The organism is Aeromonas sp. 603757 (genome assembly GCF_049171255.1).
GTDB classification, from domain to species: domain Bacteria; phylum Pseudomonadota; class Gammaproteobacteria; order Enterobacterales; family Aeromonadaceae; genus Aeromonas; species Aeromonas veronii_A.
On sequence record NZ_JAAKOE010000004.1, the window covers coordinates 207,034 to 219,867 of the forward strand.

Genomic DNA, 12,834 nt, shown 5'->3' on the forward strand with positions numbered 1-12,834 from the left:
AACAAGAAAAGGGGCCGCGTTCTGCGGCCCCTGTTGTTTACTCTCCTCCTTGTTCCGACAACAGCCTGTCGTGGGCGTCCGCTATCTTGTCCAACGACAATTGATACACCCTGGATTTCTTGTGTCGGGGCAGGTCGCGGCCGGTGCCATGTGTGAGGATGCCGTGTTTACGCAACACCTTATGGACATAGTTGGCGTTAAAACCGATGAAGGTTTGTTTAAACCCATCCACATAGAGGTGCAGTTCGAGGGAGGTCGTGTAGCCGTAAGTCTCTCCCAGCTTCGTGACATTCGGCCCATCGGCAAGGAACTGCCCTCTGCGGCGTTCGAGTAGCTCGACCAACTGCTCGATAATGTTTGCTTCTTCAAGGGAGCCGCTTGTACCACGCCTTGCGAGCCACTTGCGGAATAGTTGCTCGACAACGGCTGCTACACTACCCGCAGGCCAACCTGTGATCCCGAAGCGGTTGGCCAACTCACCTGCAGCCGATATCAATCCGAATGCATCGGCCACCCTTTGCACTTGGCCATCACACTCTTTGGCTCCAAGCCGTCGCATCATGTCAGCGCGATGCTCGTCAACGAATGCCTGAGCACCATCGATGTCCAAGGTCAGCTCTTCAACAAAAGAGCGGAAGGCAACGCCATGATACCGGGTAGTACGTTCTGCGAGGGTCTTGGAGAGGGAGGCTCCACTCGGATGGCCATGCAACTCTTCGAAGATGCCATGGCGGTCGGTATCGGCCTCAATATTGATCATGCGGACATCATGGCCAGCTTTGTGACGCTTACCGACCGAGGCGAGGCTGTGCTCCAAGTCAACTTCCCCGTTGCTGAGGAAGGTTGTTCGCCATTGTAGTTTGGCACGGCGCGACAGATCGGCATTGGCACGAGCTCGTCCTTCACCGTTGGCCAGCATGTAGATGGTGTCGCCCAGAACATGAGGGTCTGCCTGCCCGATCTCGTCCAGAAAGAGGGTGCTGTCGTTGCACAAGTCCGCGGTGGTTTCCAATCCCACCTTGGTGGCATTCCATGTCTGGATCTTGTTGGCAGGCTTGCCGAGCACGCTGGCTGCAACCAGCATGGCGGTGCTCTTGCCGATTGAGGATGGCCCCACCAGATGGACGCCAAAGCTGCTCTGATTGGTCAAGCGCAGCAAGGGGCCAGCGAAAGCAAGCGAGGTACTTAATAGCAAGCGGCTGTTGCCAAGGCACAGCGCCGCAACTTCATCACGCCATTCGTCTAAGGTGCCTGCCACGTCGGATTGTATTGGGGTATGACCGGTATAGATATACTTGACCGCATTGGCATATCCCACAGCCCCATCTCCAAACATGAAGATGTGGGTATCCGGGATCCAGCCTAGCCGGTCATGCCGAATACGCGTGTTGTCAGTGGGCTTCGAGTTGAGATAGTCAATCAGCTGTCTCTTCATACCCAAGTTGAAGCGATAGCCTCCGTCCATCAGCTTCATCAACGCTTCGCGTCCGTCAGATAGCAGGTGAACATCTCGAATAAACGCCTCCTGCGGCCGGCCATCCGGGCTATACCAGTTGACCTGTATGCCCCAGCCTAGACCTGCAGTGTCGCTCCCGCTGGCGATTACCCAGAGTGGAGCACCAATCCTGCTCCAAACATCGTCTTGACCTTTGTCAGTGGTGACACAGTAGAGTCCATCTTGAAACTCAATGGGGCCTAACTGGAAGGGCTCAACCTTCAGCTCGTAACGTCTTGTATTCATGGAATATACCTTTGTATAAAGTTGGTTGAACGATCCGGTCTCGTTGGTGTTTGTGACACAGTGACGCCGTGACACCGGATTTAATGGGCTGGAGGGGCGGCCTCAACACACGCGAGCAGTGCGGCTTTGCCGTTAAGGCAGAAGAGGTCATTGAAGTCGGTTATGCCGGGGATGGTCGGTGGCACAATCAAGCGGCCGTGCAGTTGATAAGCTGCTGCACGTGCTTTGGTTAGTCCGGGGTTGCCAGCAGTGGCATGATCGTTGTCTGCACACACCCACAGCTTGCTGCTGCTATAGAGCGTGCGAATGATACGGCCGACCTCGAGCAGGTTACCGGCAGAAAATGCAATGGCGACCGGTATGCCGAGGTTCTCAAACAGCGTGGCCCCGGTTGCATAGCCTTCGCAAAGCAATACGGGGGCGTCGGACTTGGGTGAAGGGCCAAGGAGTAAGAACCCGCCCTTGAGTGACAAACCCCGATGGAAGCGCTTATTCCCGCTTTCATCAATGTCTTGCAAGCTCAACAACTGGGCGCGTGCATTGAAGACCGGTACTATCAACCGGTTACCAAACTGACGAGCACCGATCCCTGAGATTTGTTTGCGGGCAAGGTAAGCGTGTTGGTATGGGGGCTCGGCTGCCCCCCAGATCTCTTTGGCTTCCTTGAGCGCCTTTGCTTGAGCCTCGGCAAGCCGATTTGCCTCAGCAGCTTTTGCCTGCTGAGTGAGTTGGGCACGTATATAGCTTGGTATTGCGGGTCCGATTGGCCGCCATACGCACTTTATTCCCGTCTTCCACGAGCCAAATGCGGCGTGATTACCCAACTCGTCGGTGATCAACCAACCATTGCGTGTACCTGGGCGGTCCCCTTGAATATGAAAGCGGAGGACCTGACCAGGTGTAGGGCTCAATGCGCGTGATGGCTTCACGCCCATGGCAATCATTGAGTCCTCCAAGGAGAGGGCGGTGGTCATGGTTACATCCCCCCGACCAACTTCTGCATCAAGTCCTCGATATCACAGCTGCGCCAAGCGACGCGGCGACCACCGAGGCTGCACTTTTTCGGGTAGATTCCCTTCCGAATACCGTCATACCACGTTGTCTTGCTGACAGGGATTAAAGCCAGCACTTCTTTGATATCCAAGAAGCGAAAGGAGGGTTCAGTGGATGAGAGCGGCTTGGCATGTGGGGCTGCGTGGAGGTGCTCGGCCTCTTTGATATGAGTCGAACGAGTGCTTTTAGTTTTCATACTGAGCTCCTTGCGTAGCGGTTCGTCAAGGTACGGCATGGTCCGGGGCCGTACAGTGCGCTCAGTAAACCACCGACCCGCAAATGCTATCGTCCTACTAGAACACCACTTTTATATGAATTATTTTCATTGAATGGTGGTGTTTTATTTGTTTTTGGAATGCATTGACGAAGCCAACAAGAAGGCATCCAGCAAGATGCTCAGTCATAAAGGGAGGAATAAAAAATGCCAGTCAAGCTGATGACTGGCATTGGAAGGTAGGGGGAAGAACGGGGTTAGCGGTGTACAAGACTCACGGTCTTTTTGACAGAGGAGAGGGGCACATGGCCATGACTTGCCTGCTCTATATGCTCACTCCACCACTTCATCATCGTCACCCTTTGGTCAAAGTAATCTGAGCGGTTATAAGCGCGGCGAACCTCGTTCTCGTCAGCATGCGACAAGGCGGCTTCGATGGCATCGGGGTTGAAGCCGTGCTCGTTCAGAATGGTACTCCCAAGAGAGCGTAGGCCATGTGCAACTAGACGTCCCCCATACCCAAGCCGCTTAAGTGCCGCATTTGCAGTTTGTGGGTTGATGTGGCCAAGAGGGTCTCGATCCCCGGGGAATACAAATGGACGATGTCCACTAATGGGCTTCATGAACTCAAGAAGAGCTATAGCTTGATCCGTTAGCGGGACTCGGTGCGGACGAGACATCTTCATCCTGTCGGCCGGAATGTTCCATACCTTGCCGTCAAAATCGATCTCATCCCAGCGAGTACCGGCCGATTCACTCGGGCGTACCAGCGTATGAAGACTCCATTCGATCTGACCACGCGTCGTATTACTCAAGCTGCCATTAGCTATATCAGCCATGAGCTGAGGTAGTTCGGATGGCTTGATGGTTGGCATGTGTTGCCCAGCGGGCTTCTTGAATACTTTGTGTATGGCAGTACATGGGTTCGCATTAAGCAGACCGTGGTTTACGCAGTAGTCGAGAATTTCATTAACTCGTTGGCACAGACGGTGCACTGTTTCGTACTTGCCCTGCGCTTCGAGCGGACGAAGCAACTCAATAACTTGTGGTGCCCGGATCTGATCGATGGGTAGTGAACCAATGTGGGGAAGGATATTAAGTTGCAGAGTTCGCCAGGCATGAGACGCATAGCGAGGGGTAACAGAATGACTTTTGAGTTCGAGCCACTTAGCCGCCATACGCTCGAAGGTTGCTGAGTTTGCTGCCTGTTGGTCAGCCGCAGCCTGAGCTTGTTCATCTCGGTGAGCTTTCGGATCGATGCCTTGAGCTAGAAGGCTGCGGGCGCCTTGCCTTAGTTCTCGAGCCTTGGCGAGGGGAACTTCGGGATAAGAGCCGAAGCTCATATTGGTCCGAGTTTTATCTGCGGGCCGATAGTACTTGAACACCCAAAGTTTGGAACCTTGCACAGAGACTCGCAATTGTAGCCCTTCACCATCTGACAGGGTGTAGTCCTTTTCTTTGGGCTTTGCCGCCTTGATTTTGCTGTCGCTCAGCAGATCTTTAGCCATCTCATTATCCTCCTTGATGATGGCTGACTTGGTACCAGCGTTGACTATGTTTGCCTTGTTTTGGTACCACGAGTTGTGCTCGTGGTACCAGCATCAACCATGACACTAATACAACGAGAAGCGCCAATGAAAATTGGCGTTGGTGTTCGCTGGTACCATTCATGGTACCAATGACCCCGGTTCTTGGCGAACTTCGCCGAACTATTTCGGACAACAAAAAACCCGCAAGCCTTTCGGAATGCGGGTTTCTGGTCTTTCTCGTTCCTTCTCGGAACAGTATTTGGCTCCCTCGACAGGACTTGAACCTGTGACATACGGATTAACAGTCCGCCGTTCTACCGACTGAACTACGAGGGAATTGGCTCCTCCTACTGGACTTGAACCAGTGACATACGGATTAACAGTCCGCCGTTCTACCGACTGAACTAAGGAGGAATTGCCTGTCTCGTTAAGACGGGGCGAATATTAATGACCAGGGCGGCGGGTGTCAACCCGCGAATTTCTCGAAAACCGGATTTTCGGACTGTTTGCCCAAAAGTTGCGCTTTGCGGTTTATTTTCAGCACAATCAGTCCCTTGCCATCGCTCCCCCCAACCGGCGCAGGGGGCATTGGTTCGGTTCGCATCAACCTGATGATGACAGCATGATGTCGCGAACGTGCTGGTAACCAGGTGAGGCTCAAATGGTAATCTTTGTGGCTAAAAGGGGGAGAGCTGGAGTCAAGATCGGCGATTTGGCGGTAAATGGGCCAAATCATGGGGCAGAGTGCTTTTCATTGATCCTGCCCATCGAAAAAATGACCCGTCTGGAGTAAGGTTACGCAGGATACCATCGCCGCGTCGACAGCCCTGCCGGCCCTTGATGATGATCGGGCGCCGGATCTCTCCGGCCTTTATCTCCCTCTTCTGGTATTACGATATACATGCACAAGCAAGCCTCTTTAAATAGCGTGAAGCTCGCCATAGCCTTACGCCAGTCCTGTATTGATGAACCCTATAGCATGGCCCGCTTCGGCCGTGATCTTATCGCCGGTGTGACGGTGGGCATCATCGCCATCCCGCTCGCCATGGCACTGGCCATTGCCAGCGGTGTGCCGCCGCAACACGGTCTCTATACCGCCATCATTGCCGGAATCGTGATCGCCGTGACCGGTGGCTCCCGCTACTCCATCTCCGGCCCGACCGCTGCCTTTGTGGTGATCCTCTATCCTGTCGCCCAGCAGTTCGGGGTCGGTGGTCTGTTGATGGCGACGCTCATCTCCGGCCTCTTTCTGGTGGCGATGGGGATGGCCCGTCTTGGCCGCCTTATCGAGTACATTCCCCCGTCAGTGACGCTGGGCTTTACCGGTGGTATCGCCATCGTGATCGCCACCTTGCAGATCAAGGACTTCTTTGGCCTAAGCGTGCCCGAGATGCCGGAAACCTATCTGGGCAAGGTCGAAGCGCTGGCCGCCGCCCTGCCAAGCTGGCAGTGGGGCGATACCCTGGTGGGGGTCGCAACGCTGGCCGTGCTGCTGCTCTGGCCGCGCCTGCGTCTGCCGGTGCCTGGCCACCTGCCCGCAGTGCTGGTCGGGGTAGGTCTGGGTTTTGGCCTCCATTACTTTGGGGTGGATGTGGCCACCATCGGCAGCAAGTTCAGCTATACCCTGGCCGATGGCACTCAAGGGATGGGGATCCCGCCCATCGCGCCGACCCTGGTGATGCCCTGGGCCTTGCCCGGACCGGATGGTTTGCCAGTTGAATGGAACCTGGCGGCTGTTGAGCGGCTGCTGCCTGCCGCCTTCTCCATGGCAATGCTGGGGGCGATCGAGTCGCTGCTCTGCGCCGTGGTGCTCGATGGCATGACCGGTCGCAAACACAGCTCCAACGCCGAACTGGTGGGGCAGGGGCTTGGCAACATCTTCGCCCCCTTCTTTGGCGGCATTACCGCTACCGCCGCTATCGCTCGCTCTGCCGCCAACGTGCGTGCCGGTGCTACGTCCCCCATCTCGGGGATCGTCCATGCGCTGGTGGTGCTGGCCGCCATTCTGGTGCTGGCCCCCTGGCTCTCCTGGTTGCCGCTCTCGGCCATGGCTGCCTTGCTGCTCATCGTGGCCTGGAACATGAGTGAAGCGCACAAGGTGGTGGAGCTGATCCGTCGCGCGCCCAAATCCGATGTGCTGGTGCTGCTGGTCTGCCTGTCACTCACCGTCATTTTCGACATGGTCATCGCCATCACCTTCGGGGTGATCCTGGCCTCCCTGCTCTTTATGCGTGAAATCGCCAAGATGACCAAACTGCACGATTTGGCCGAGCACAAGCGCTATGCCCACGAGGTGCCGGACAACGGCCTGCTCTACAAGATCAACGGCCCGCTCTTCTTTGCCGCGGCCGAACGGGTCTTTGCCGAGCTGGAAGCGCAAGTGAAAGGGCACCAGGTGCTGGTGTTGCAGATGGAGGCGGTTTCCATCCTCGATGCGGGCGGCCTGTCTGCCTTCCTCCACTTTGGCAAGCAGATGGCCAAAGCCGGGGTCGAGTTGCGGGTGGCCGAGTTGCAGTTCCAACCGCTCAAGACCCTGGCCCGTGCCAAGGTGCGGCCGCAGCCCGGCAAGCTGGAATTCTACGGTTCGCTGGAAGAGGCGCTCAAAGGTGAACATTTGCACGAAGCGGCAGTAAATTGATTGAAAGGGATACGAAACGGCATATTTTTGGTCACTTGGTTCGGATATTGAGCAAACGAACGCAAAAAGTAAAAAATTGCATTGACCAAAAGCCATCGTATCCCTTACATTACGCCCCGTCGCCGCGGCATGGTCCGCCAGCGAATGTGCAGCTCAAGCACATAAAACAGTGAGCAAAAATTTGGTGAGGTGTCCGAGTGGCTGAAGGAGCACGCCTGGAAAGTGTGTATACGGCAACGTATCGAGGGTTCGAATCCCTCCCTCACCGCCAAACAGTAAACCCCTGCTTTAGAGCAGGGGTTTTTCTTTATGCATGATTTATTATGCGCCCCGACTATCTCAACTGTTGGTGGTTTGCATATCAGTTGATCGCATCATTCTGAAGATGGTGGGATCTTCTTCCGGTACCCTCAGATGTAAGAGAGGGTCATGGAGACCACTCTTGCTCGGATTAATGGCGTTTTCCCCATTTGCATCGAGACCTGTCCCATCTAGCCAAACGCGTATCTATAAAAACAAGCAATATCTGCAGCATTTGCCTCTTCTGGATTGCCCGGCATGGTTGAATGCCATGCCAGCCAGATATTGCTCAAACCTCATCATTTCAAGCAGACAGCCTTGGGACAGAGCCTTAGTTCAGAGTAAGCCCCGCATCAACAATGAAATCTTGGCCGGTACAGCCATTGGATTCGTCAGAACCCAGGAAGAGGGCCATGCGAGCACAATGTGAGCCATCGAGACGGAATTTGAGTGCTTGCAGTTCGACAAACTGGTTCACCGCGGCAGGGTCGAGTTGCGCCCACATCGCATCCTGTTTGGGGGTACGGATTGCGCCTGGGACCAGGCTGTTAACCCGAATGCCTCTTGCGCCCAACTCCTGCGCCAGGGTACGGGTAAAACCATGGATAGCGGCTTTTGACAGGGAGTAGCAGACTCTCCCGGGGCGGCCCCGCATCCAGTTGATGGATCCCATATTGATGATGCTGCCGCTCCCTTTTTGCTCCATGCCTGGCAACACGGCTTGGATCGCAAACAACTGGTGACGCAGATTGATATTGATGCGGTTTTCGAAATACTCCTCGGTCAGATCCTCAATTTTATGGTGATCATCGCTGCCCGCGTTGTTGATCAGGATATCGACACTGCCCAGCTGTTGTTCAATGGTCGTAAAACACGCTTTGAGCAGAGTCAGGTCGGTGACATCGCAAAACAGAAACAGGCAGTCGAGCTCATGCGCGAGTGCTTCGCCTGCAGATTTATCAAAATCGAGGAAGGCGACTTTGGCACCTTGGCTGACAAAGGCGCGCACCAACTCTTCGCCAATGCCACTGGCGCCACCTGTGATAACGGCGACCTTGCCGGCAATAGAGTGATATTGTACTTGCTGGGAATAGTTCATAACTGCTCTCCGTGAGTCATAGATTGAATTCATCTGGCAACATTAGAAAAAGTATTTAACACCAATACGGATCCGGTATGCCTCTGCATCATAGGCAATATTTCTATCGTACCACTGTAATTCCAGATAAGGCATCCATTGTGGATTGATTCGATAGCGGGTTTGACTGGTTAGCTCCCAGTGATGATCTTTCCCATTAGCACTGTTGAAATTATTGACGCGAGAAAAATAGTGCGATTCAAAAGTATGGGTCAAAGCTGGTGTTATTTTATTGACAATATACAGTGCGTATTCATTGGTATCGTTATTATCGCCATAACCATCAAGATCCGTAGTTAGATAATTTTGATGATTGTAACGGTATCGTGCAATAACGGAAAAGTTATCGGTAAAGTTGTACTTTCCATCCAGATACGCAGAGCCACCAGAGCAAGAGCTAGAGGAGTTAACCAAACCACCGGCATTGACCGAGAGTTTGGTGGTTAAATTTAATAGCGGATACCACCCTTCAATTTCGTTATAACTGTGCTTTAGCTTGTCTAGTTTATCGGTATTATACGCATTGCTGGCCATAATGCCGGCACCAGATTCCCAGTTATAGCCGAGTCGCAACAATAACTCATGTTGGTCGGTAGCAAAGTTAAATGCCTCACGGCTTTCAAAATAACCGCCTGCGAAAGCTGCGTTGCAGCATATAAGAGGGATTAAGCATATTTTGGGGTGGATACGCATAGTGATTGACTCGCCAATGGTAAGTTGATATTAAATCGTACAGCGATTGGCATGAGGTAAATTAATTACCTCATGCGATGGTTTTTATCAGCCAGCTATTGAATGTTTTGCTTTACCAACTTATAAGTGGCACAGAAATCCTCACGGCCCAAACCGTTATTCAGGCCTTGCTGGTAAATGTTATTCACCAATTCGACTCCGGGCAGGGTCAGCGCTTCTTCGCCCATGAGGTTCTTCATAATGCCGATATCTTTGGCCATGTTCTCCAGCGAGAAGACAGTGTTGTAGTTCTCGGCGATCAGGGCACCTATCTTGCTGGTCAGATAGAAGTTGCTGCCGCCACCGTAAGAGACGGCGGTGTTGAAGCTCTCTTTATCGATGCCGAAATGATCGGCGGTGGCCAGCATTTCGTTGACACTGTTCTGAATTTGGGCGACCAAGGTGTTGTGCAGCACCTTCATGATCAAACCACGGCCGTTGCCCCCCAGGTGGATCTGGTTGCTGCCCATCATGGCTAGCAATGGCTTGACCTTTTTGTAGGCGGACAGGTCGCCACCTATGTAGATCCCGAGCTCGGCAGCCACGGCGGCAGGGACCGATTTGACCACGGGCGCATCGAGCATCACGGCACCGGTTTCTGCTACCTGGCGGGATAAGGCGATTGACACTGCCGGGTCAATGGTGGACATGTCGATGGTGATCTTGCCGGGGCCAAGGTGTGGCAGCAGTTCGGTATAGACCGCTTTGACGTGTTCGGAGCGCGGTACCATGGAGATGATCACATCCGCATCGGCTGCCAACCTGGCAATGGAAGGGGAGGCGATGGCGCCTGCATCGACCACCCGGGCGACAGCCTCCTGATTGATATCGAATACCAACACATTGCCATCAAATTTTTTGACGATGTTCTTTGACATCGCTTCGCCCATCAGACCAAGACCGATAAAGCCGATAGTTTTCATCCGTTGTTTTCCTTAAATGTGGGTTTAGCAAGACCGGCGATGTCAACACGCATGCTGAACAGCGCACCTGAGAGCGGACGTGCTGCCAGTTCGGCGGCGTCCATATTTTCGCGAGTGGTGGTGATGAAGAGGGTCTTCATGTCTTCACCACCAAAACAGACCATGGTGGGGCAACGTACCGGCAAGGGATATTCGGCCAGCAATACCCCCTCTGCAGAGAAGCGGGCGATACGATGGCCATCAAACAGGGCGCTCCAGTAGCATCCTTCGACATCGATTGCAGCCCCATCCGGGCGCCCTTCGTCGGCGCGGGCTGCAAACTCGCGCAGCAGTTGCCGTTGACCGAGTGAACCGTCGCGGGCCAACGGAGTGCGATAAAGGCGGCGGTTGGGGGTATCAGTGGTGTACATCCAGCGCATGTCTGGGCTGAATGCCAAGCCATTGGCTCCCAGAATGTCGCACTGGATCACCGACATCTGCAGCTCGGCATCAACCCGGCATAGCAGGGCGCCGTTGTAATCTCGTGGGCTCCAGTAAGTGCCCGCATAGAAACGACCCGCCTGATCGGTACCGCCATCATTAAAACGGGCCAGCGCTGGGTTATTGGGGTTATCGGCGACTTTACGCTCAATTTGCCCGTGTTGATCACACAGATAGATCCCGGTGCGCATCGCTGCGATAAAGCCACCCTGTTCGCGCAGGGCAAAACAGCCCACTTCTTCGGGGAAGGGGATTGTCGTCATGGCGCCGCTTTCGGGGTGATAGCGGTGCAGGCAACGCTCGAGAATATCGGTCCAGTAGAGCGCCTGTTCAGCAGTGCTCCAGGTCGGGCACTCGGGCAGATGGCCGCGGTAGTCGGCAAGTAGCAGAGCAGGATTAGGCATAGTGAGAAACCTCAAGCAGCATGGAGATCTGCAACTGCCCATTGGCTGGCACAGTGGCCATGGCCAGCGCAGGGTCACCAAAGCCACCGTTGTTGATGGCATCATTGATATGAGAAACCGGCTCGATGGCGATGAAGTCACGATCGGCGGGCGGCAGAAACAGGATGGCGTGAGGCGCATCGGGTGAGCTCAGGGTCACCATCAGCTTCTCATCTGGCCAGCGCACCCGTGCACAGCCACTCCAGTGATGGAAGCAGTTATCGACACTGGCGGGTTCAGGTTTGCGCCAAGTGCGATAGTTCCATTGGGTCGGTAGTGGCGCGAGACCAGTGGGCAGGGACTTGTGGTCGTTGAGTACCACACCGCCTGCGTCGAACTGGATCTCGGCGTGCGCCGCACGGGGAAAATAGGGGTGAAAGCCCAGCCCAGCCGGGACAGCGTGATCGGCCAGATTGTGGTAAGTGAGTATGATATGCAGCGCATTCTCTTGCAGGGTGAAGCGCTGAGTTGCCCGATAAGGCCAGGGCCATTGCGCCGCGGATGCTCCCTGTGCGTCATGGTGCAGGGTCAGCACGACAGAGTCATCATCTGCATCCCCTTCTTGCCATGGCTGCTGCCAGCCGTTGCCATGAATTGAGTGGGGATGATCGCCAAAGTTACGCAGCAGGGCGTAATCATATCCGGCGAAGTGAAACCGTCCATGAGCAATACGGTTGGAGTAAGGTACCAGGGGAAAACAGCCCCCCTGGTTGACTGTGACGTTCTGACCATCGGGCAGGGAGCGCAAGATCTCCCTGCCATGCCAGGTCAGTTTGCCGATAGCGCCACCAAGCTCGGGGATGAGCTCCAGATCAAGCGGGCCGCTTTGGCGGTGAAGCCTCTTCATCAGTAAACCTCGCCACCGGATATGCTCAGACGTTCCCCCCGGATCGCGGCGAGCTGTTCACGGGCGCGAGCCAGCAGGTAACTCATGTCGGAGCCGAGCGCCACGAAGCTAAAACCCATCTCTTGATATTTGTTCACCAGCTCGGGGTTGCCACCGACGATCCCGCAAGGCAATCCCAAGCGCTGGCACTTCTCCAGCCCTTCACGGATCTTGGCTTGCACCTCGGGGTGAGAGGGATTGCCAATATGGCCCATGGCTGCGCTCATATCGCCGGGGCCGATAAAGAAGCCGGTCACTCCTTCAATGGCCATCTCTTCCATGGCATCAATGGCGTCAGGGGTCTCAATTTGCAGGATAAGGCAGAGCTCTTCCCGGGCTTTACGCACGAATTCGGGTTCGGCACCGTAACCGGACGCACGATGCACCGCGGCAAAGCCGCGTTTGCCTAGGGGAGGGTAGTAGGCCGCCTCTACCGCTTTGCGGGCTTCTGCTGCACTGTTGACAAACGGCACCATCAGCGACGTTGCACCGCCATCAAGCGCCCGTTTGATCAACACAGTGTCGTTCCAGGCCAGGCGGTAGAGTGGGGTGGTGGCCGGGTTGCTGGCACGAATGGCGCGATCGATACGGATCGCATCCAGGCTATCGACCGGCACATGTTCCTGGTCCAGCACCAAGAAATCGAAACCGACAGTCGCCATGGCTTCCGCCACCGTATCGCTGCCAGTCATCATCCAGGTGCCCAGTGGGCGTGGACCTTGAGTAATCGCAAGTTTGAACGGATTCATTGTTTGCT

Annotated in this window: 11 protein-coding genes and 3 tRNA genes; 2 read left to right on the top strand and 12 right to left on the bottom strand. The window is 54.8% G+C overall.

Features of this window, described 5'->3' with window-relative positions; genetic code table 11:
* Positions 1-37 precede the first annotated feature (37 nt).
* The 6 genes from G5332_RS05875 to G5332_RS05900 all read right to left on the bottom strand — a co-directional run bounded on the left by G5332_RS05875 (position 38) and on the right by G5332_RS05900 (position 4,951).
* Positions 38-1,741 (bottom strand): DUF927 domain-containing protein, encoded by a 1,704-nt coding sequence (locus tag G5332_RS05875; protein ID WP_005361201.1) that lies wholly within the window; start codon positions 1,739-1,741, stop codon positions 38-40.
* An 80-nt stretch (positions 1,742-1,821) separates the two neighbouring features.
* A complete protein-coding gene (locus G5332_RS05880; protein WP_421311175.1) occupies positions 1,822-2,715 on the bottom strand; it encodes a toprim domain-containing protein in 894 nt (297 codons plus the stop codon).
* 2 nt (positions 2,716-2,717) lie between these two features.
* The gene (locus G5332_RS05885; RefSeq protein WP_139460606.1) at positions 2,718-2,990 is read right to left on the bottom strand and encodes a helix-turn-helix transcriptional regulator; all 273 of its coding nucleotides are present in this window, start codon (positions 2,988-2,990) and stop codon (positions 2,718-2,720) included.
* Between the two features lie 275 nt (positions 2,991-3,265).
* Positions 3,266-4,516 carry an integrase domain-containing protein gene (locus tag G5332_RS05890; RefSeq protein ID WP_005361190.1) on the bottom strand — a complete coding sequence of 417 codons (1,251 nt, stop codon included), beginning with the start codon at positions 4,514-4,516 and terminating at the stop codon, positions 3,266-3,268.
* A gap of 281 nt (positions 4,517-4,797) precedes the next feature.
* A tRNA-Asn gene (locus G5332_RS05895) sits at positions 4,798-4,873 on the bottom strand.
* A 2-nt stretch (positions 4,874-4,875) separates the two neighbouring features.
* Positions 4,876-4,951: transfer RNA gene (locus G5332_RS05900), tRNA-Asn, on the bottom strand.
* Positions 4,952-5,438: 487 nt separating this feature from the next.
* On the opposite strand from G5332_RS05900, the gene dauA reads away from it, so the two are divergent.
* A complete protein-coding gene (gene dauA / locus G5332_RS05905) occupies positions 5,439-7,175 on the top strand; it encodes a C4-dicarboxylic acid transporter DauA (RefSeq protein ID WP_069528347.1) in 1,737 nt (578 codons plus the stop codon).
* 183 nt (positions 7,176-7,358) lie between these two features.
* Positions 7,359-7,446, top strand: a tRNA-Ser gene (locus tag G5332_RS05910).
* A gap of 360 nt (positions 7,447-7,806) precedes the next feature.
* On the opposite strand, the gene G5332_RS05915 is transcribed toward G5332_RS05910, so the two are convergent.
* From G5332_RS05915 to G5332_RS05940, 6 genes are all read right to left on the bottom strand, one after another.
* Positions 7,807-8,574, bottom strand: coding sequence for an SDR family NAD(P)-dependent oxidoreductase (locus G5332_RS05915; RefSeq protein WP_216953421.1), 768 nt, complete (start codon positions 8,572-8,574; stop codon positions 7,807-7,809).
* Positions 8,575-8,616: 42 nt separating this feature from the next.
* Positions 8,617-9,306, bottom strand: coding sequence for a porin OmpL (gene ompL / locus G5332_RS05920; protein WP_421311176.1), 690 nt, complete (start codon positions 9,304-9,306; stop codon positions 8,617-8,619).
* A gap of 95 nt (positions 9,307-9,401) precedes the next feature.
* The gene (locus G5332_RS05925; RefSeq protein WP_069556391.1) at positions 9,402-10,268 is read right to left on the bottom strand and encodes an NAD(P)-dependent oxidoreductase; all 867 of its coding nucleotides are present in this window, start codon (positions 10,266-10,268) and stop codon (positions 9,402-9,404) included.
* The gene (locus tag G5332_RS05930; protein ID WP_216953424.1) at positions 10,265-11,152 is read right to left on the bottom strand and encodes an SMP-30/gluconolactonase/LRE family protein; all 888 of its coding nucleotides are present in this window, start codon (positions 11,150-11,152) and stop codon (positions 10,265-10,267) included. The genes G5332_RS05925 and G5332_RS05930 overlap by 4 nt, the downstream gene beginning before the upstream one ends.
* Positions 11,145-12,038 (bottom strand): aldose 1-epimerase, encoded by an 894-nt coding sequence (locus G5332_RS05935; RefSeq protein WP_216978946.1) that lies wholly within the window; start codon positions 12,036-12,038, stop codon positions 11,145-11,147. Before G5332_RS05935 ends, G5332_RS05930 begins: the two co-directional genes overlap by 8 nt.
* Positions 12,038-12,826: an HpcH/HpaI aldolase family protein gene (locus G5332_RS05940; RefSeq protein WP_216978945.1), complete on the bottom strand. Its 789-nt coding sequence runs from the start codon at positions 12,824-12,826 to the stop codon at positions 12,038-12,040. The genes G5332_RS05935 and G5332_RS05940 overlap by 1 nt, the downstream gene beginning before the upstream one ends.
* Positions 12,827-12,834: the final 8 nt, after the last annotated feature.